This window comes from Shimia sp. NS0008-38b, assembly GCF_040370365.1.
Lineage (GTDB): Bacteria > Pseudomonadota > Alphaproteobacteria > Rhodobacterales > Rhodobacteraceae > Shimia.
This window is the reverse complement of sequence record NZ_BAABWQ010000001.1, coordinates 1131202-1151988: the sequence shown is the minus strand read 5'-3', so window position 1 is coordinate 1151988 and position 20787 is coordinate 1131202. Positions and strand designations below refer to the sequence as shown.

Genomic DNA, 20787 nt, shown 5'->3' with positions numbered 1-20787 from the left:
CTGTGCTGTGCGGGAGCCCCTCGGGATGTTTTACCGCGGGCGATGCACATGTGCGCTTTGAACCAAACCAAAGCCGGCCATCAGAACCAACATCGCAGATCCTCCATAGCTGACCAAAGGCAGAGGCACGCCAACCACCGGTGCCAACCCCATGACCATCGACATATTCACCGCAAAGAATAGGAAAAACGCCCCGGCGATGCCCAGCGTCAGCAGGGCCGAATAGCGGTCCCGGTTGGCCATTGCTGAGGCGACACAAAACACCACAATCAGCGCATAAAGCGCCAGTAGCGAAACCGCGCCAATATAGCCAAACTCTTCGGCCAATGTGGTGAAGATGAAGTCTGTGTGTTTTTCGGGCAAAAAATTCAGCCGGCTTTGTGTGCCTTGCATGAACCCACGTCCGGTCCAGCCGCCAGAGCCCAGCGCAATTTTGGATTGGGTGATGTGATAGCCCGCGCCAAGCGGATCAGAGGACGGATCAATGAAGGTGTCGATGCGGCGGTACTGATAGTCTTTCAGAAGCTGCCATGTGGTGCCGCGCGATTGAAACACGGCGACGACAAGCCCCACAACCATGCTGATCACAGCGGCAAAATACCCCCAGTGAACCCCGGCCAGAAACATCACAATGGCGCCGCCCGTCAGCAGCAGAATTGACGTGCCGAGATCCGGTTGTCGCAAGACCATGGCGGTGGGGATCAAGATCAACAACACAGGCACCAGCACCCATTGCGGCTTGGAGGTTTTATGGGTTGGTAGCCAGTCATAGTAGGCTGCAAGGCACATCACCAAGGTGATTTTCATCAACTCAGAGGGCTGCAAGCGCATGAAGCCAAGGTCGATCCAGCGTTGTGCGCCCATACCGATGCTGCCCATGACCTCCACCAGCACCAACAGCAGAAGGCTCACGAGGTAAGCAAACCCAGACACCGATCGCCAGAACCAGATCGGCACCATGGCCACAAAGACCATGACAAACAGGCCAAGTGCATAGCGTTTCATCTGTGGCTCAGCCCAGGGTGAAAACGATCCGCCCGCCACCGAATACAGCATCAGAAAGCCCACACCGGCCACAGCAGAGACCAACAGCAGAATGGGCCAGTTCAGATAGAACACTTTGCGCAGGCCGGTGGGCACATGTTTGACGTTATATTCAAGATAACTCATGGCTGTATCACGCCCGGTTGCGGCGTGTGATTTCACGCCCTGGTATGAGTTTTTCTAGCTCGTCCTGCTGGATCTTGATCTGGTCGCGGTCTTTTGTGGGATAGGCTGTCAGGGGCGGGGTGCCACCGTAAAGAGCCTGCAGAGTGATATCTCGGCCAATGGGGGTGGCTGCTTTGGAGCCGCCGCCATGTTCCACGATCACCGCAACCGCAATTTTAGGATTGTCAAAGGGGGCGTAGTTCACAAACAAGCCGTGATCTCTGCGCTCCCATGGCAGGTCTTCGTTTCGGGTCACGCCGCGGGCACGTTCGGCGGCAGTGATGTTGCGCACCTGTGATGTGCCGGTTTTCCCGGCCATCCGGAAGCGGTCTTCGATGATCCGTTTGCTATAGGCGGTGCCGCGTCGATGGTTGGACACAGCGTACATCCCGCGCCGGACTTCCCCCAAATGGGTGGTAGACAAATCAAGCGCTTCGGCGGGAGGAGGGGCCTGATCAACACCGTTTATGGATTTTACCAGCCGAGGCTCGAGCGCGCGCCCAGAGGCCAAACGTGCGGTCATCACCGCCAGTTGCAAAGGGGAGGCCAGCACAAATCCCTGACCAATTGAGGCATTGGCGGTGTCTCCAATCACCCAATCTGCACCGCGTACAGTGGATTTCCAATCACGTGATGGGTTCAGACCGCGCGCCACCCCGGATAAGGGGAGGTCAAATTTATGACCCAGCCCCAGCTTTCCGGCGACCTCTGAGATTTTGTCGATGCCAACCTGAAGGGCAAGATCGTAGAAATACACATCGCAGCTTTCGCGCAGCGCTTGGCTGAGGTTCATATGACCGTGCCCGCCACGTTTCCAGCAGTGGAACCGGCGGTTTGAGACTGTCATGTGACCGGGGCAATAGACCGTGTCTTCATATCCCACAACACCTGCTTCCAGAGCGGCAAGGGCTGTGATCATTTTGAAGGTTGAGCCGGGTGGGTAGGTGCCCTGCACGGATTTGGCCGCCAAGGGGCGGTATTCATTGTTGGTCAGTGCCGAGTATTTCGCCACCGAGATGCCCTCGACAAACAGGTTTGGGTCAAAGCTTGGGGCGGACGCAATCGCCAGCAAATCACCGGTTTGGCAATCCATCACCACGGCCGCCGCACTTTCGTTGTTCAGGCGGGCTTGTGTGTAGGATTGCAATTGCTGGTCGATGGTCAGTTGGACATCATCCCCTTGCTCGCCTTCACGCCGATCCAGTTCCCGCATGACACGGCCTACGGCATTGACTTCGACGCGTTTGGTGCCCGCAACCCCGCGCAGTTCATCCTCCATGCGGCCTTCAAGCCCCACTTTGCCGATCTGAAATCGCGGAATCCGCAGCAATTGGTCAGGGTTGTCGATCTTGGACAGGTCATAGTCAGACACGGGGCCAACGTAGCCCAGAACATGGGCGAGATCCCCACGCAGCGGGTAATAGCGTGACAGGCCCACCTCTGGTGTGATGCCGGGCAGGGCCGGGGTGTTCACCGCAATGCGCGACAATTCATCCCAGCTGATACGATCTGCGATGGTGACCGGCAAAAACGGTGGCGAGCGTTTCATTTCGGTGACCGCGCGGTCCAATTCATTGGGGTCCAGTTCAATCAGCGTGGCCAACTTTTCGATGACCTTGTCAACATCGCCTGCGTCCTCTGGCACCAGCGTGACGCGATAAGAAGGCTCGTTTCGCGCCAAAACCACGCCATTGCGGTCAAACACTTCACCGCGCGCGGGGGGGATCAGGCGAATGTTGATGCGATTTTCTTCTGCCAGTAAGCGATATTGGTCCGCTTGATCCAACTGCAAATGGCGCATGCGAAAGCCGAGGCCCGCCATAAAGGTCAGCATGGTGCCGCCGAGCAGGAGTGATCGTCGCGACAGACGATTGTGGACTTCGGCCATTTCGGTCGGGGTCTTGCGCATCAGTTTGCCCCCATGGTGGCTTCATGCACTGTCGCACGGCGGATGCCAAACAGCACATGTGAGAGAAACACAACTGCGGGATAAAGTGCCACATTCATCATCATCTGCATCAGCATCAGCCCCAAAGATGGCAAGGGCAACAGAAAAATTGCGGCGACCAGCCGGTATCCGAGTGTGATCAATACCAGCACCACAGTTGCGTTGAACCATTCTGAAGCAAAAGTGGCGTCGCGCAGGCGATAAGAGCGACGATGTTGGGCTTCGCAGGCTGCGACCATGATGGCCGCGCCCAATCCCGGTGGCCGCTGCAAAAGAAAGTCTGCCAACAAGAACATCGCTGCCACAAGCAAAGCGGGGGTATAATCTGGTTGGCGCACCGCCCAAGCCAAGGCCAGCACCACCATAAAGTCTGGTCCCGCCCAGCGCCGAGGTGTGGTTTCCAGCGGCAAGAGCTGTGAGAATATCAAAATCAGACACAGCACTGCAAACACGACGCGCATCAGCCATTTGTTGGACAGCGCCGCTTCAGCCATCGCCGTTGTCCACAAAGCTGTCAGGGCTGAGAGGGGCCACCAAAGAACCGGGGCTTTCAAGGCTTTCCTGTCCGTGGTGACGCAGCACGCGTAGGAACTCTAGGCGCTCATAATCGGCAGCCAGTCGCACCCGCAGGCGGCCAGCCGGGTCTGTGGCGACTTGCCCTATCAGAAGGCCGCCGGGAAACACACCGCCATCACCAGAGGTGACCACGCGATCCCCGGGGCGCACAAGATCCGGGGTTTCGACAAAATCCACATGTGGAGCAACGGTGTTGTCCCCCACGATAAGGGCGGTTTGGCCTGACCCCTGAATGCGTGCAGGGATGCGGCTGGAGCTGTCTGTGAGCAACATCACGCGAGAGGAGGATTTCCCGACCCCTGAAATGCGCCCAACAAGGCCGATACCGTCCATTGCGGCCCAGCCATCGATGATGCCATCGCGCGCGCCAATATTCAGCAGAACCGATTGCCGAAAAGGGGAGCCACTGTCAGCCAGAACCACGCCTGTAACATAGGTCAGCTGTGGGTCCAGACGCACATTGTTAAGATCAAGCAAGCGGGCGTTTTCTTCACCGAGCTGGCTGGCGGCCTCTTTCCAAGCTTTCATTTGTTGCAATTCGCGACGCAATTCGCGGTTTTGATCCACGATGCGTTGATAGCTTTGGAAGTCACGCAGGAGGTTCACTGCGCCGGTGACAGGCGCCATGGCCCAATCAAAGTTTGGCACCACAGCGTCGGTGATCTGGGCTCGGAAGCGCTCGACACGCGGACTGTCGATGCGCCAGACGAGGAAAACGCCGAGGAGTACAAGAAGCAAGACGCCGAGAAACAGCCGCCGAAGCGGGGCAGAGAATTCATCGCCCTGATTTCGGTCTCTGGCCAAAGTGCCTCCGGATCTGACGTGATTTGGCCCAGTTTACACCGCCAGCAGTCTGTTTCCAAACTGGCGATGCGCGGGGGTGGTTTTAGCTGTCGTAGTCGATCGCGTGGCGGAGTTGTTTTTCATACTCAAGCGCCTTGCCCGTGCCCATCGCCACGCAGTTCAGGCTTTCATCGGCGATAGATACGGCAAGGCCGGTCTGTTCGCGCAAAGCCAAATCAAGGTCGCCGAGGAGCGCGCCACCACCGGTAAGCATCACGCCACGGTCCACGATGTCTGCGGCCAAGTCTGGGGGGGTGGCTTCCAAAGCGGTCATCACAGCTTCGCAGATCTGCTGCACCGGTTCGGCCAACGCTTCCGCAACTTGTGCTTGGGAAATCTCAGTTTCCTTTGGGACGCCGTTCAGCAGATCACGACCACGAATTTGCATGGATGCACCGCGGCCATCGTCGGGCATGCGCGCCGTGCCGATAGAGGTTTTGATGCGCTCGGCTGTGGCCTCACCAACCAGCAAGTTTTGCTGGCGGCGCAAATAGTTGATGATGGCTTCGTCCATACGGTCACCACCGACACGCACAGAGCGCGCATAGACAATGTCGCCCAACGAGAGAACCGCGACCTCAGTGGTGCCGCCGCCAATGTCCACAACCATGTTGCCAGTTGGGTCAGTGATTGGCATCCCAGCGCCAATGGCCGCGGCAATAGGTTCAGCAATCAAACCGGCGCGACGTGCACCAGCAGAGAGAACCGATTGTCGGATCGCGCGTTTTTCCACCGGTGTCGCGCCGTGTGGCACGCAGACGATGATCTTTGGCTTGGAGAACGTGGACCGCTTGTGCACTTTGCGAATGAAATGTTTGATCATCTCTTCGGCGGTGTCAAAGTCAGCAATCACACCGTCACGCATCGGCCGGATTGCCTCAATGCTGCCAGGCGTACGCCCCAGCATAAGCTTCGCATCTTCCCCAACTGCGAGCACTTTTTTCACGCCATCTTTGACATGATAGGCCACCACAGATGGTTCGCTGAGAATAACACCTTTACCTTTTACGTAGACCAGCGTGTTCGCGGTCCCAAGGTCGATGGCCATGTCAGATGTAAACAGGCCAGCCAAATTTCCCAGCATATGATATCGTTCCCCAGAAATTCCCAAAGCCCGCGACTCTGTCGAGCGCGGGCGACCTTCTTATAGGAAGACAAAGCCTGTTGTGAAAGACCCGCTGTGGTCGAAAGGCGACATTCCGCCTCGATATATGGTATTCATATGCAGGAAAAAAGGTCGATGACACGCCCATTGCAGACAAATGCTTGAAAATCCGGCGACCTTGGAGCCGAACGTTGTCTGGGCATTGCTTGCGCGCTCGGGTAGGAAGGCGACATGCTGTCTTATCAACATATCTACCACGCCGGCAATTTGGCCGATGTTCAGAAACACGCGCTTTTGGCGGTGATGTTGGACTATATGGGAAAAAAACCCAAACCTTTAAGCTACTTGGAGACTCATGCCGGGCGCGGCGTGTATCAATTGAATGATGCAGCGGCCTTAAAAACCCAAGAGGCTGCGGCCGGGATCGGCCGTGCTGAGGACTGGTTTGCCAAAGAGCATCCATACATGAGGGCTTTGGCAGGGGTGCGCGCGGTACACGGTGCTGCCGCTTATCCTGGGTCTCCAGCTTTGGCGGCGGCCTTGACGCGCCCGGAGGACAGCCTGCAGTTGTGTGAGTTGCATCCGCAGGAATCATCCGCCTTGAAAAACGCCATGCAGGGCAGCGGCGCAAAGGTACATGTGCGCGATGGATTTGAGACCGTGATGGGGATTTGCCCACCCACACCAAAGCGCGGCATCTTGCTGATTGATCCTAGTTACGAGATCAAGTCGGACTACAAAAATTTGCCTAATTGGATTGCTGACGTCCATCGAAAGTGGAACGTGGGCGTCATTGCGCTTTGGTATCCGATTTTGGTTGATGGACCGCAGGACGACATGGTCATTGCGCTTAAAGGCAAAAACTTCCCCAAGACATTGCACCATGAAGTTAGATTTCCCCCGGCGCGCCAAGGACACCGGATGGTTGGGTCTGGCATGTTTGTGATCAACGCTCCCTATGGTCTGGATGACGAGGCCAAAAGGTTAGATCAGAAATTTGAGGCTTTGCGCATTGGGTGATGGGTCTGCGACTTTGGTATGGTTTTCCCGATACTTAGCGTATTCGGCGTAGGTTTCTCGTCATTTTGTTTGACAGAGTGGGGCATGTCGTTAAACGCTATAAGCGTTGCCTCAACTTTTTTTCGATCTGTAAATTTTAACACGCTGATTGAAATAGAGGCATTTTTATCAGGGAGTTTGACGCAATGGTTTTCACGCCTCTCAAGACAGTCAGGACATTTTCGGCGGCGGCCGTAGTCTTGACCACGATGGCCTCCGGGCTACTCGCACAAGACAAACCTAACATCCTCGTCATTTGGGGTGATGATGTTGGGCAATCTAACATTTCAGCCTACACCATGGGGCTGATGGGATACCGCACTCCCAACATCGACCGGGTCGCCAACGAGGGTATGATTTTCACCGACTACTATGGTGAGCAATCCTGTACTGCCGGTCGTTCAAGCTACATCATGGGGCAATCGGTTTTTCGAACAGGATTGTCCAAAGTTGGCATGCCGGGTGCCCAAGAAGGTATGCAGGTCGAAGATCCGACAATTGCTGGTCTTCTGAAGGCTGAGGGCTACGTCACGGGGCAGTTCGGTAAGAACCACCTTGGTGACCGCGATGAAATGCTGCCAACCAACCATGGGTTTGATGAGTTCTTTGGCAATCTGTATCACCTCAATGCAGAAGAAGAGCCAGAAAACGAAGACTATCCAACCGATCCGGCGTTCCGGGAGCGGTTTGGTCCGCGCGGTGTGATCAAGTCCTCTGCCGATGGTACCATTGAAGACACTGGTCCTTTGACGAAGAAGCGCATGGAAACTGTTGACGAAGAAACCGTCGCAGCAGCCATCGATTTCATCAAACGTTCCAATGATCAAGGGCAGCCATTTTACGTTTGGTGGAGCGGCACGCGGATGCACTTCCGCACACATGTGAAAGATGAGATGCGTGCGAAGGCGGATGAGATCGCCGGCAAACACGTAGACGAATACACCGCTGGTATGATTGAGCATGACATTCATGTTGGTCAGCTGTTGGATGTGCTCGACGAGTTGGGCATCGCCGACAACACCATCGTGCATTACTCCACAGACAACGGTCCGCACATGAACAGCTGGCCTGATGCAGCGATGACTCCGTTCCGTGGGGAAAAGAACACCAACTGGGAAGGTGGCTGGCGTGTGCCGTCCATGGTGCGTTGGCCCGGTCAAATCGAAGCCGGTTCTGTCAGCAACGAAATCATGCATCACATGGATTGGCTGCCGACATATGTGGCGGTTGCTGGCAATCCGAACATCAAAGAAGAGCTCAAAGAAGGTGGCGTTCAGGCCATCGGTCGTGAGTACAAAGTGCACTTGGATGGCTACAACTTCTTGCCTTACCTGACAGGCGAAGAAGACTCCGGTCCACGTCACGAGATCTTCTACTTCTCTGATGATGGTGATCTGACGGCGCTGCGGTATGACGATTGGAAAGCAATCTTCCTTGAGCACCGCTATCCACAGACCCTGCGGGCATGGGCTGAGCCTTGGACAGAGCTGCGTATTCCGCTGTTGTTCAACCTGCGTCGCGACCCATATGAGCGTTCCAACATCACCTCCAATACATATTGGGATTGGTACTTGGACCGCGTGTATCTGTTGCTGCCAGCGGCCGCATATGTGTCTGATTTCCTTGCCACGTTTGAAGAGTTCCCGCCACGCCAGAAGCCAGGTAGCTTCACCATTGGCGACGCGAAGGACAAAATCTTCAGCCAAATCGGCTCGAAATAACTCGCATATAAGCGCTTTAGCCTCCCGGTGGATGTCTGCCGGGGGGCCGTTTTTCGGTTTGGGAGGTTTCCCAAACAAGTTTCAGGTGACCAAATGACATATTTCAGATCCATTCAGACAACATGTGCAGCGCTTCTCCTTACAGGGATTGGTGGCATTGGATTGGCTGACCCGTTGCCATCATGGCAGGGCGCTTCCAAAGGCAAGATTATCACCTTTGTCGAGGCAGTATCTGAGGTGGGTGGGCCCGAGTATGTAACACCCGCGGATCGTATCGCGGTGTTTGACAACGACGGCACACTTTGGGCTGAACAGCCCGTATATTTCCAACTGTTTTTTGCTTTGGACCGTGTGGCCAAAATTGGCGCAGAAGACCCCTCCAAACTGACCAGTGACGCGTTGAAAGCGGCGGCTGCGGGCGACATGGACGGCGTTCTTGCAGGTGGCAAAGAAGGGCTCATTGAAATTTTGGCGTTGTCGCATGCCAATCAGAGTTTGGAAGCGTTTTCCGCCGATGTGGCGGCATGGGTGGCGGACGCAAAACACCCCACCACTGGCTACGGATTTGACCAGATGACCTACCAGCCAATGGTCGAGTTGTTGAGCTATCTGCGTGACGAAGGTTTTAAGACCTACATCGTGTCAGGTGGGGGCATTGATTTTATGCGGGTTTTTGCGGAGGACGCCTATGGTATCCCGTCGGAGCAGACCATTGGGTCCTCGCTGACGTCGACCTATGAGGTGATCGATGGTGTGCCGACGATCATGAAGGGTGAAACGTTGTTCTTCAACGACGACAAAGGCGGCAAGCCGGTGGCCATCAACCACCATATTGGCAAGCGCCCTATCATAGCCGTTGGCAATTCTGACGGGGATTTTGAGATGCTGGAATACACGACTGCAGGCGACGGGCCGCGGTTGGGTGTTTACATCCACCACACCGATGCAGATCGGGAGTGGGCCTATGACCGTGAGGGCCATATCGGCGTGCTCAATCGCGGCTTGGATGAAGCAGAAATTCGCGGCTGGGTTCTGGTGGACATGAAAGACGACTGGAACCGGATTTTCACCGGGGATAGCCAACAATGAGCACGCTTGAGCAGATCGAAACCCTAAAGGCGCGCATGGGGAAGTCGATCATCGGCCAAGAGGCTGTGATCGACCGGCTGCTCATTGGGGTGCTGGCAAATGGCAATCTGTTGCTCGAGGGGTTGCCGGGATTGGCCAAAACCCGCGCCGTGAAGGCGTTGGCGAAGAACTTGGAGTGTGCGTACTCTCGGATTCAGTTCACGCCTGATTTGCTGCCTGCGGATGTGACCGGCACTGAGATGTACTTTCAAAGTGAGGATGGCGGGCAATTCAAGTTTCAACCCGGTCCGATCTTTGCCAATGTGGTGCTGGCGGATGAAATCAACCGTGCCCCCGCTAAGGTGCAAGCCGCTCTCCTAGAAGCAATGGAAGAACGTCAGGTGACGGTGGCGGGCACTACACATAAGATGGACCCGCTGTTTATGGTCTTGGCCACCCAAAATCCGGTGGAACAAGAGGGCACATACCCGCTGCCAGAGGCGCAGATGGACCGATTCTTGATGCATGTTCGGATCGATTATCCGTCGTTGGCAGATGAGGTCGAGGTGATCCGTTTGGTGCGCGGCGAAGAACAGGCCGCCTTGGGCGATGAAGCCAAAAGCGGCGCAGCGGAGAAAGCCGATCCAATCGCTCAGCAGGTGGTGTTTGACGCGCGCCGTGAGATCGCGACGTTGCATTGCGCCGAAGCGATGGAAACATATATGGCCACGTTGGTGCAGGCCACACGCACGCCGAGTGACTTCAGCGCGGATTTGGCGAAATGGATTGAGATCGGAGCCAGCCCACGCGGCTCACTGGCCTTGGATCGTTGCGCGCGGGCCCATGCGTGGATGGAAGGGCGGGACTATGTTGACCCGAAAGACGTGCAGGCAATTGCGCCGGATGTGCTGCGCCATCGACTGACGTTGAGCTATGAGGCGCAGGGCACAGGTGTGTCGGCAGATCAAGTGGTGGCTGAAGTGCTGTCTGTCGTGGCGCTGCCTTAAGCGGCCATGAAACACCGTGCGGCCATATCGCGTATGGGACTTGCCCCGAAGCGTTCTTCGCAGGCGCCAACCGACACGCGCGTACACATCACGCTGTCACATTTGCGTGGATTTGCGCCGGCGGCGCGGGCGATTTCTTTGCTGTCACGTCACCCCGCGACGTCGGTTTTGCAGGGGCGTCACCGGTCTCGCATTCGCGGGCGTGGGCTCGATTTTGAAGAGTTACGGGGGTATCTGCCCGGTGATGATGTCCGCTCGATTGATTGGAAAGTCACTGCACGGGCGCGTACGCCGTATGTGCGGGTGTATACCGAGGAGCGTGACCGTCCTACGCTGATCGTGGTGGATCAACGCATGTCGATGTTTTTTGGCACGGTGCGCAATACAAAATCGGTAACGGCGGCAGAATGTGCAGCGATTGCGGCCCATAGGGTGGTCGCGCAAGGGGACCGCATCGGCGGGATTGTTTTTGGGGATCAGGAGATTGAAGAGCTGCGACCCAAGCGTGGGCAGGCGGCTTTGACACGGTTTTTGTCTGCCGTTGTGGCGGGCAATCAGCGGCTGTCGGCAACCGCGCCGACCGTGGCGCCGATGGCGTTAAACGATGTTCTAACCGCGGTGGCCCGATTGGCGCGGCGAGATCATTTGGTGATTGTGCTGAGCGATTTTGATGCAGCCGATGAGGCAACACAGTTTCATCTTGGCGCAATTGCCCAGCACAATGACGTGGTTTTGGGCGTGGTTTCTGACCCCACGTCGACGCAGCTTCCAGAGCAGGGCACTGTGGTTGGGACTGATGGCAACAAACAAGCTGAGTTGGACATCGGGGAGGCGATGGTGCGCACAGGTGTGCTGTCTGTTGCCACGCATCGCATCGAGCAGATCAAGTCATGGCAAACCCGGATGCGCTTGTCGGTGCTGCCGCTGAGCACGGCGGAGGAAACCTTGCCTCAGGTGGTGCGGTTATTGGGCGGGGCGCAACGATGAGCGACACGCCTCCGACAAATGCGCTTGAGGCTGACAGTCTTGTTGGTTTGCTCAATCTGTTGGTCGAGGTGCCTGAGCCCGCGCCGGTGTCGATGATGCCGCAGACCGCGGGATGGGCGGTTTTGGCAGGGTGTTTTGGTCTGGTGCTGATGTGGCAGGCGTGGCGCGTATGGCGGCGTTATCAGGCCAACGCCTATCGTCGAGAGGCCTTGCGGGCATTGGATGCCGCAGGGACGGACGCGGTAGAGATTTCTACAATTCTAAAACGTGTTGCGCTGACCGTGTACGGTCGGAAGCGGGTGGCGGGATTGAGCGGGCAAGCGTGGTTGCGGTTTCTGGATGAGACCGGCGGTGGAGAGGTGTTTCGGCAAGGGGCGGGGCGTGTGCTGTCCAACGTCGCGTTTGTGCCAAATCCGCAGTCCGGTGATGCTGCGCTGATATCGGTGGCGCGGGAATGGATCCAACATCACGATCAAACAGCGGCAGGGGGCGGTGATGATTGAACTGACGCACCCTTGGATCTTCGTGTTGTTGCCTTTGCCATTGTTGGTGCGTTTTGGGTTACCTGCCTACCGGCAGCGTGAGGATGCCGTGCGGTTGCCGTTTTTTGCAGCACTTGCGCAGGCGTCCGGCGTGGCGGTGCGTGATGGTGCAGCTGTGGTGGCGCACAGGCGGATGGCGCTTGTTGCGGGCGCAGCGATCTGGGCGCTGCTGCTTTTGGCCTTGGCAGAACCGGTGCGGCTTGGTCCACCAAAGGAGATCAGCAAGGCGTCGCGAGATGTGATCTTGGCGATTGATATTTCGGGGTCCATGGACAAGGTGGATTTCCCGGGGCCGGATGGCAAAGCGCAGCAACGGTTTGCGGCGGTGCAAGATGTGGTCTCGGCTTTTCTCGAGAGCCGTGAAGGTGATCGGGTGGCGCTGATTGTATTTGGATCACAAGCCTACGTGCAGGCGCCGCTGACCGAAGATCTGGATACGGTCGAAGCGCTTTTGCAGCAGACTGAGGTGGGCATGGCTGGCCCGCACACAGCGCTGGGCGATGCGATTGGACTGGCAATCCACACGTTTGAAGCCAGTGACATTGACGAGCGGCTGTTGATCCTTTTGTCCGATGGCAATGACACGGCCAGCCGGATGAGCCCAATCAACGCCGCTGAGATTGCGCGCGACAAAGGTGTGACTCTGTTTGCGATTGGGGTGGGGGATCCCAAGGCCAGTGGGGAAGATCGTTTGGATATGGATGCGCTGAGTGCGCTGGCCGCCCGCACTGGCGGAGAAGGTTTTTTTGCCGCTGATGCGCAGGCATTGGATGCGATATATCAGCAGATTGACGCGCAAACCCCACGTGCGCAGGACACGTTGCGCTGGCGGCAGCGCGAGCCTTTGGGACATCTTGCGCTGTTGCTGGCGGTTGCAGTTGGCGTGCTGTTGCTCGGCGTTTTCTGGCTGGGCGCGCGGCGGAGGTCTGCGATATGAATGCTGCCGCACTTGCCTACCTTGATGCCTTCCATTTTTTGCGGCCTTGGGTCTGGCTTGTGGCGCTGCCGGTCGCCACGATTTGGTGGGGGCTGCGGGGAAGAACACGCGCCAAAGCGGCGCAGCTAGGCTGGATAGCGCCACATTTGGTTGCGGCTCTTACCGTGTCAGGAACCACAAAGGCGCGCGTGCAACCAATTGATATCATATCGTTTACTCTGATTCTGATCATTGGTGGAGCCGCGGGTCCCGCATGGACGCGCGCGCCCGCTCCGTTTGCTGCGCAAACCGCGCCTTTGGTGCTGCTGATGCAGGTGACACCATCGATGGAGGGCACAGATGTGGCTCCGAGCCGTTTGGCGCGTGCAAAGCAGAAAGCTCTGGACTTGCTGGCGTTGCGCGCGGGAGCACGCACGGCGCTTGTGGCCTATGCGGGAAGTGCTCATGTGGTTGTGCCAATGAGCGAAGACCCGGGTGTTATGCAGCCTTACCTTGAGGGGCTGACAGCGGATGTGATGCCGGTTGAGGGGCGTGATGTCGCCAAAGGGCTGGCGGTTGCGGACATGTTAATGCAGCGCGAAGCCAGCGCGGGGGGCGTGGTGTTCTTGCTTGATGCGTTAAGCGCCGCAGATGTCGCGGCACTTGAGGCGACATGGTCCGCAGTAAACCCAGAGACGGAGCGGGCTTTGGCCTCATTGAGTTTCTTATACCTTTTGCCAGATGGCACGCCGCTGCCCAAAGGCCCGCAGGGCAGCGTGACGCAGCAAGTCACAGCAGATGGGCGTGATGTCGCGGCGGTAGAGCGTTCGTTGGCGTCGGCCTATCAGCGCGCGCGATTGGCGGACGAAACCCAGCCATGGGAGGACCGTGGATCGTGGTTTGTTTGGCCCGCGCTATTACTGATGTTGTTTTGGTTTCGCCGCGGCATGGCGGTGCGTTGGGCAGCGCAGGTTGTGTTTCTCGCTTGGTTGGTCCAGCCCGGTGCCGCGCATGCGGAGGGCTGGCGCGATTGGTTTTTGACACCAGATCAACAGGGTTGGTTGGCGTTTGAACGCAAGGACTATGACTTGGCAGCAGGGCGGTTTGCCGATCCATATCTTCGCGGCTTGGCGCTTTATCGTGGGGGGGCTTATGAGACCGCCGCTACGGAGATGGCGGGGCTGGACACCGCTGAGGCGGCGTTTTTGCAAGGCATGGCGCATTTGAAGTCGCGGGGATATCGCGATGGAGTACGCGCCTTTGAGAGGGCGCTTGAGATTGACCCGGATCATGTCGGGGCGCAGCAAAATTTGCCGATTGCCAGACAAATCGTCACCTATGTTGAAACCACACAGGAACAATCCGATACGGGCGAAGACACCGGCATTGGCGCGGATGATGTGGTGTTTGACAATGAAAGCGGCAAAGGAGAGGACACGCAAGTTCAAGCCTCTCAAGATGAAGTGGCGCAGCATCTTTCAACAGACCAATGGATGCGCACTGTGGACACACGTACGGCGGATTTTCTACGCCAACGTTTCCGGCTTGAAGCGGCGCAGGAGGCCAGACAATGAGAGTGGTTCTCGTTTTCTTGGCACTGTGTCTGCCTGTGTGGAGTGCCGCTTTGGCGCAGGGCAGTGATGTGCCTACAATAGATGTGCAGTTTGAGGAAACAGAGACCGTGCCGGGGCAGCCGTTGACGTTGCGGTTGACGGTTTTGGTGCCCACGTTTATGCCCGACCCCCCTATTTGGCCGGATTTTGAAAGCCCCAATATGTTGGTGCGTCTTCCGTCAAAGGCCAGCACGCCAACCAGCAAATCAATTGGCGGGCAAACATGGGCGGGGATTTCTCGGCGCTACCAAATCACGCCTTTGGTGCCGGGTGACTTTGTGCTGCCAGAAAGCAGCGTGACGGTGCGCTATCAATCTCCTCAAGGCGACGGTGTTTTGGAAACCACTTTGCCAGTGCCAGAGTTTCGTTTGAACGCTGTGGTGCCTGATGGCGCTGAAGGGCTTGATCCTTTTGTGGCTGCTGAAAGCTTAAAACTGACACAGACGGTGGACGGTCCAACAACGGAGCTTAAGGCGGGGGACAGTTTCTCGCGCAGTGTCACTGCGCAGATCGATGGTGTGACACCGATGTTTTTGCCGTCTCTGTTGCCAGAGGCCGCACTGGAAGGGCTACGGGCGTATCCTGAGACCGCCAATGTTGAGGAAACAGAAAACAGAGGTGTGATCTCGGGAGTGCGGACGGAAACTACTGTCTATGTCGCCGAAGGGGCCGCAGATGGTGCGCTGCCAGAGATCACGCTGAGCTGGTACAACTTGAGCACCAAGGAGGTGGAGGTGGCCAGTGTGCCGGCGGTGGAGGTGAAAGCCTCCGCACCTTTGGCTGTGTCAGGAGGTGGCGATCGTGGGGCGCGCGCGTTTGCGAGGCGCGCAGGCATAGTGGTGTTGGGCTTTGCCATCGTTTTGTTTGCGTGCTGGATTTTTGCGAAGCCAATCGCTGGGGTCATTGCGGCGCGGCGCTTGGCATGGCGTGAGAGTGAAGCCTTTGCGTGGAAGGCTCTGAAGTCGGCTCTTCGCGCGCAGGATTTGTCAGCCAGTCAGCGGGCGTTTGATATTTGGCGCAGGCGCTGTGATAGGCGTGCCCCAGATGCCGAGGCGGCGGTTGAAGCTGCCTTTTTGATCCTTGGTCAAGCGCAGTTTGGACTTACTGCTGTGGCGGATGGAAGTGGCGCGTGGCGCACTCTGACGCAAGAAGTACGTGGACTGAGGCGCAAGCTGAGGTATCGTCGTGCAACGAACCCTAAGGCATTGGCGGTTTTGAATCCCGATGCGGCACGTGAAGGCTGAAAGATTCCCACTATGATGCGATATGTTTTTGGTCTGCTGGCGGCAGGGATGTTGGCAGCGCCTGTTGAGGCACAGGACGAAGAGCGCGACGCGCCCGCCTATGTCGGCTCAGTGCAATGTGCGCAATGTCATGTAGATGAGACACAGGCATGGCAACAATCACATCACGCGCAGGCTTGGCGGCTACCCGGTGACACTCTCTTGCTGGGGGCTTTTGAAGGCGAAGAGTTCGAGCAGGACGACATGCGCGTGCAGTTCCTCATAGAGGACGGCAAGCGGGTTGTTCTTGCCACCGAGGGCGGTATCACACAGCGCTACGAGGTGCATTCCGTGGGGGGCACGCACCCTTTGCAACACCTGATCCTGGAAACAGGCAAAGGCCGGATGCAGAGTTTCGATGTGGTTTGGGATGTGGAGGCTCGTCAGTGGTATCACCTTTATCCGGATCAGGAATTGCCACCCGAAGATGCCTTTCATTGGAGCGGGTCTTATAAAAATTGGAATGCACGCTGCGCGGAGTGCCACGCCACCGGGTTTGAAAAAAACTATGATTTTCAGCGACGTCGGTATGCGTCAAAACAGGCAGAGATCGGGGTGGGATGTGAGGCCTGCCACGGCCCCGGTGAGGCGCATTTGGCTATCGTGAGCGGCACTGCTCCCGGGCGCTACGCCGTCGCACTGGACGATTGGGGGTTCTCGGCGCAGATGGGTGAGCCTGATAAGGCGATGGAGCAATGTGCAGGGTGTCATTCCAGACGTGAAGCTTTTGGCAATGGCAATCCGCTGCCGGGCACGGCGTTTGCGGATGCGTACAACCTGTCGATGTTGCGGCCTGGATTGTATCACCCCGACGGGCAGATTCAGGATGAAGTGTTCGTCTATGGCTCTTTTGTGCAGTCCAAAATGCACCAAGTGGGTGTGACATGTGCCAACTGTCACGCGCCACATACAGGCGAGGTTGTGGCCGAAGGCAATGCGGTGTGTACACAGTGCCATTCACAGGCCGGGAATCCAGAGTTTCCCAGTTTGCAGCTGGCAGACTACGACACGGTGGATCACACACACCACGCCGAGGGCAGCGATGGCGCGCAATGTGTGAGCTGTCATATGACGGATCAGGTTTACATGGGTATCGATTGGCGGCGCGATCACAATTTCCGAGTGCCACGGCCAGATGTGTCCGCCCAGTTGGGAACGCCAGATGCCTGTTCGCGCTGTCATACAGATCAAAGTGCCAAATGGGCGGCGGATCAGGTTGCAGCATGGTACCCTGATGGGCGCTGGAACGAACCGCACTATGGGGCAGTTTTGGCAGAAGGTCGACGTGACGGGCGCGCCGCTGCACCGGAGTTGATGGCGCTTGCACAGGACATTGATCAGGCAGGTTTGGTGCGGGCCACAGCGTTGTGGCTTTTGGGAGCGGGCGCGACGACGCTGGAATTGACGGAGCTTGGTGCGTTTTTGGATGATCCTGATCCCCAGGTGCGGGTCGGGGCCTTAGATGCGCTGCGAGAACGCGCAATCGTGGCCTCAGCCCCCTATTTAATCAAAGGCTTGAACGATGAGCGGCGCACAGTGAGGCTGGCGGCCGCCCGGGCGTTGATGGGACAGCCGGCCAGTCGGATGCCGGAAAATTTGCGTCCTTATGTGGCGCAGGCCTACAGGGAATTTGGCGCGATGGTGCGCAATCAGATGGATTTTGCCGAGGCCCATTTGCAGGTGGCAGGCTATGCCATGGTTGCGGGCAACTTGCCATCCGCCATTGGGGCTCTGACAGAGGCGGTTCGGATCAATCCACAGAATGTACAAGCATGGTCATCGTTGGTCCGCCTGACCGCGGAGACACATGGGCGCGCCCAAGCCAAACGCCAGCTGGACAGAGCTCTGCGGTTCAACCCGGAGGACCCAGGATTGCAGCAGTTGGCCCAGCAGCTCTAGCAGACGGTGCGTCATCAGCGCGCATTGGTGGCTAATCCTGCGGTTTTCCTGCATTCTTCGGAGGTGAGCAGGTTGTTTTGGGCCCCTGAGATGATTATCACATTTGACTAGCGAATAGGAGGGCACGCATGACCGACGGCAGTATTTTGGCATTCATCGCCATTTTACCGTTCTTGGGCGCGTTGGTGCCCGGAGTGATGATACGAGCTGGACGCAATGCCTGTGCGACGTTCACGGCTGTTCCAACGTTACTGGCGTTGCTCTTGTTGCTGATACAAGCCCCGGCAGTGATGCGCGGAGAGGTGCTGACCACAACCATTGAGTGGTTGCCGCAGTTGGGGCTGTCCGCCAGTTTCTTTTTGGATGGGTTGGGCTTGTTGTTTGCGGGGATGATCCTCGGCGTGGGGCTGCTTATCACCTTGTACGCGCGGTTTTACCTGTCGTCAGATGACCCGATGGGGCAATTCTACACCTATCTTCTGCTGTTTCAGGGCGCGATGCTCGGGATCGTTTTGTCCGACAACATATTGCTTCTGTTGATTTTTTGGGAGCTGACTAGCCTGTCGTCCTTTTTGTTGATTGGTTATTGGAAGCACCTGCCGGAAGGGCGTCAGGGTGCGCGAATGGCATTGACTGTCACTGGCGCGGGCGGGCTTGCGATGATTGGCGGGATGCTGATCCTTGGCAATATTGTCGGCAGCTATAACCTGACCGACATTCTGGCGCAGGGCGATGTCATCAAGGCGAGCGAGTGGTATTTGCCGGCGCTGATCCTAATCCTGCTTGGCGCGTTCACCAAGTCAGCACAGTTCCCTTTTCATTTCTGGTTGCCCCACGCGATGGCTGCGCCCACCCCTGTGTCAGCCTATCTGCACAGCGCGACGATGGTGAAGGCGGGCGTGTTCCTGATGGCGCGGATGTGGCCTGCTTTGGCGGGCACCGACGCATGGTTCTATATCGTGGCGACCACTGGTTTGATTACCATGGTGTTAGGTGCCGTTATTGCGTTGTTCAAAGACGATCTCAAAGCACTTCTGGCCTTCTCTACGGTGAGCCATTTGGGTCTTTTGACCATGTTGTTGGGCTTTGGAACCAAAGCTGCGGCGATTGCTGCGATGTTTCACATCATCAACCACCTGACCTTCAAAGCGGCGTTGTTTATGACGGCAGGGATCATCGACCATGAGACCCACACGCGCGACATCAAACGATTGGGTGGCTTGGCCAAACTGATGCCCATCACCGCAACGATTGGCGCGATCACCGCTTTGTCGATGGCTGGGCTAATCCCGCTCAACGGTTTTATCTCAAAAGAGATGATGCTCGAAGAAACGTTGCACACAACCTGGTATCACAATCCGTGGATTGTGCCTGTGTTGGCCACTTTGGGCGCATGTTTCTCAGTGGCCTACTCGTTTCGGTTCGTGTTCCACGTCTTTGGGGGCAAGGTGCGCGATGACTATCCGGCGACACCACATGATCCCCCCTTTGGGCTGTATGCGTCTCCGGCTTTGCTGACCATATTGGTGGTGGTGATCGGGTTGATGCCACATTTGGCTGAGCCCTTGGTAAAAGTGGCTGCCAGTGCGGTGACGGGCGCTGAAACGAAGCCTTATCTGAAAATCTGGCACGGATTTAACACTGCGCTTTACATGTCGGCGCTGGCCTTTGTTGTCGGAATATTCTTGTTGTACCTGCATGGCGGTTTGGCACGTATCTGGGACCGCATGCCCCGCCCTGAAGCGAAGGCGATTTTTGATGCAATCATGCAGGCCTCCGTTAGCAGTGCACGTTGGCTTATAGCAGGCACGCACAACGGGGTGATGAGCCGCTATCTGGCGGTGTTTGTAAGTTTCACTGTGGTGATTGGTTACCATGCATATGCCACAGGTGGTGCGGCACCAGCCACACGCGAGATGTTGCCCGTACCGCCCATTGTTTGGATCGGATGGTTCGGGGTCTTGGCAGCCACATGGCTGGTCGTGAGCCAGCATCATAGACGTTTCAGATCATTGATTTATCTCTCAATCATTGGATTGATGATCTCTGGTGGGTTTGTCTACCTGTCCGCGCCTGACCTCGCGCTGACGCAGATTTCGGTGGAGACTGTCACAATCTTGCTGCTGTTGTTGGCGCTGTACTTTTTGCCCAAAGAGACACCCGTGGAGAGCAGTGCAGGCAAACGGTGGCGAGATGGCGCTATTGCCGTGGCTGGAGGTGTGGCAGTGGCTGCGCTTGCTATGGCGTTCCTAACGCGAGATGTGGACACGATATCGGCGTATCATTTGGCCAATTCCTACAAAGGCGGGGGCGGCACCAATGTGGTGAACGTGATCCTTGTGGATTTCCGAGGCTATGACACCTACGGCGAGATCATCGTGCTCGGGATTGCAGGTCTCACGATCTACGCGCTTATGGATGCGTTGCTGCGCGGACCGGCGGCGAAACGGCTGCGTGATCGCGCGTTTTCGCCAGATCGGTCACGGGATCGCCACCCATTGATGATGGTTGTTGTCACTCGCGCCATGTTGCCAATTGCGATGCTCGTTGGGGTGTACATCTTCCTTCGAGGTCACAATCAACCGGGTGGTGGATTTGTCGCCGGGCTTGTGATCTCGATTGCGTTTTTGATGCAGTATATGGCTTCAGGGTTTGCTTGGACCCAGATGCGTCAGCGAATGGAATATCACACGATGATTGGGTGGGGTGTTTTGATTGCTGGGCTAACGGGGGTGGGCGCTTGGCTGGCGGGCAAGCCGTTTTTGACCAGCGCGTACGGATATTTGCATTTCCCGCCTATCGAAGAATTTGAATGGGCCACCGCGATCGTTTTTGATCTTGGGGTTTTCCTCGCCGTGTTGGGGGCCGTGATGTTGATGCTTTACAGCCTGTCACGGATTGCGCGCTTTGCCGGTGAAACGGTGAATGTGGAACCAATGGACTATGATCCGTCTGCTGAAGCAGAGGAAAATGATGATGCGGCTGGCCAGCCGCAGACGGAGGGTCAGTGA

16 protein-coding genes are annotated in these 20787 nt (G+C 57.0%); 11 read left to right on the top strand and 5 right to left on the bottom strand.

Annotation, left to right across the window (positions count from 1 at the left end):
* Nucleotides 1–30: 30 nt before the first annotated feature.
* The 5 genes from rodA to ABWV47_RS05565 all read right to left on the bottom strand — a co-directional run bounded on the left by rodA (nucleotide 31) and on the right by ABWV47_RS05565 (nucleotide 5660).
* A complete protein-coding gene (rodA, locus tag ABWV47_RS05585; RefSeq protein WP_353309265.1) occupies nucleotides 31–1170 on the bottom strand; it encodes a rod shape-determining protein RodA in 1140 nt (379 codons plus the stop codon).
* A gap of 7 nt (nucleotides 1171–1177) precedes the next feature.
* The gene (mrdA, locus tag ABWV47_RS05580; RefSeq protein ID WP_353309263.1) at nucleotides 1178–3118 is read right to left on the bottom strand and encodes a penicillin-binding protein 2; all 1941 of its coding nucleotides are present in this window, start codon (nucleotides 3116–3118) and stop codon (nucleotides 1178–1180) included.
* Entirely contained in the window at nucleotides 3118–3651 is a 534-nt protein-coding gene (locus ABWV47_RS05575; protein ID WP_353309261.1) for a rod shape-determining protein MreD, read from the bottom strand. The genes mrdA and ABWV47_RS05575 overlap by 1 nt, the downstream gene beginning before the upstream one ends.
* Nucleotides 3644–4537 (bottom strand): rod shape-determining protein MreC, encoded by an 894-nt coding sequence (mreC, locus tag ABWV47_RS05570; protein WP_353309258.1) that lies wholly within the window; start codon nucleotides 4535–4537, stop codon nucleotides 3644–3646. The genes ABWV47_RS05575 and mreC overlap by 8 nt, the downstream gene beginning before the upstream one ends.
* Before the next feature lie 82 nt (nucleotides 4538–4619).
* Complete coding sequence (locus ABWV47_RS05565; RefSeq protein WP_353309255.1) at nucleotides 4620–5660, bottom strand: rod shape-determining protein; 1041 nt, start codon at nucleotides 5658–5660, stop codon at nucleotides 4620–4622.
* Between the two features lie 252 nt (nucleotides 5661–5912).
* Between ABWV47_RS05565 and ABWV47_RS05560 the strand changes: the two genes are divergently transcribed.
* The 11 genes from ABWV47_RS05560 (at nucleotide 5913) to ABWV47_RS05510 (ending at nucleotide 20787) form a co-directional block, all read left to right on the top strand.
* Nucleotides 5913–6701 carry a 23S rRNA (adenine(2030)-N(6))-methyltransferase RlmJ gene (locus ABWV47_RS05560; RefSeq protein WP_353309253.1) on the top strand — a complete coding sequence of 263 codons (789 nt, stop codon included), beginning with the start codon at nucleotides 5913–5915 and terminating at the stop codon, nucleotides 6699–6701.
* A gap of 248 nt (nucleotides 6702–6949) precedes the next feature.
* Nucleotides 6950–8461, top strand: coding sequence for an arylsulfatase (locus tag ABWV47_RS05555; protein ID WP_353309603.1), 1512 nt, complete (start codon nucleotides 6950–6952; stop codon nucleotides 8459–8461).
* Between the two features lie 93 nt (nucleotides 8462–8554).
* Nucleotides 8555–9550 carry an HAD family hydrolase gene (locus ABWV47_RS05550; RefSeq protein WP_353309251.1) on the top strand — a complete coding sequence of 332 codons (996 nt, stop codon included), beginning with the start codon at nucleotides 8555–8557 and terminating at the stop codon, nucleotides 9548–9550.
* Nucleotides 9547–10536 carry an AAA family ATPase gene (locus ABWV47_RS05545; RefSeq protein WP_353309250.1) on the top strand — a complete coding sequence of 330 codons (990 nt, stop codon included), beginning with the start codon at nucleotides 9547–9549 and terminating at the stop codon, nucleotides 10534–10536. The genes ABWV47_RS05550 and ABWV47_RS05545 overlap by 4 nt, the downstream gene beginning before the upstream one ends.
* A 6-nt stretch (nucleotides 10537–10542) precedes the next feature.
* Nucleotides 10543–11523 carry a DUF58 domain-containing protein gene (locus tag ABWV47_RS05540; protein ID WP_353309248.1) on the top strand — a complete coding sequence of 327 codons (981 nt, stop codon included), beginning with the start codon at nucleotides 10543–10545 and terminating at the stop codon, nucleotides 11521–11523.
* The gene (locus tag ABWV47_RS05535) at nucleotides 11520–12026 is read left to right on the top strand and encodes a DUF4381 domain-containing protein (RefSeq protein ID WP_353309246.1); all 507 of its coding nucleotides are present in this window, start codon (nucleotides 11520–11522) and stop codon (nucleotides 12024–12026) included. The genes ABWV47_RS05540 and ABWV47_RS05535 overlap by 4 nt, the downstream gene beginning before the upstream one ends.
* Nucleotides 12019–13002, top strand: coding sequence for a VWA domain-containing protein (locus tag ABWV47_RS05530; RefSeq protein WP_353309243.1), 984 nt, complete (start codon nucleotides 12019–12021; stop codon nucleotides 13000–13002). The genes ABWV47_RS05535 and ABWV47_RS05530 overlap by 8 nt, the downstream gene beginning before the upstream one ends.
* Nucleotides 12999–14555 (top strand): VWA domain-containing protein, encoded by a 1557-nt coding sequence (locus ABWV47_RS05525; RefSeq protein WP_353309240.1) that lies wholly within the window; start codon nucleotides 12999–13001, stop codon nucleotides 14553–14555. The genes ABWV47_RS05530 and ABWV47_RS05525 overlap by 4 nt, the downstream gene beginning before the upstream one ends.
* Nucleotides 14552–15838, top strand: a complete 1287-nt coding sequence (locus tag ABWV47_RS05520) for a hypothetical protein (RefSeq protein WP_353309237.1) — start codon at nucleotides 14552–14554, stop codon at nucleotides 15836–15838. Before ABWV47_RS05525 ends, ABWV47_RS05520 begins: the two co-directional genes overlap by 4 nt.
* A gap of 12 nt (nucleotides 15839–15850) precedes the next feature.
* Nucleotides 15851–17776 (top strand): multiheme c-type cytochrome, encoded by a 1926-nt coding sequence (locus ABWV47_RS05515; RefSeq protein ID WP_353309235.1) that lies wholly within the window; start codon nucleotides 15851–15853, stop codon nucleotides 17774–17776.
* A gap of 128 nt (nucleotides 17777–17904) precedes the next feature.
* On the top strand, nucleotides 17905–20787 hold the full coding sequence (locus tag ABWV47_RS05510) for a monovalent cation/H+ antiporter subunit A (RefSeq protein WP_353309233.1): 2883 nt from the start codon (nucleotides 17905–17907) through the stop codon (nucleotides 20785–20787).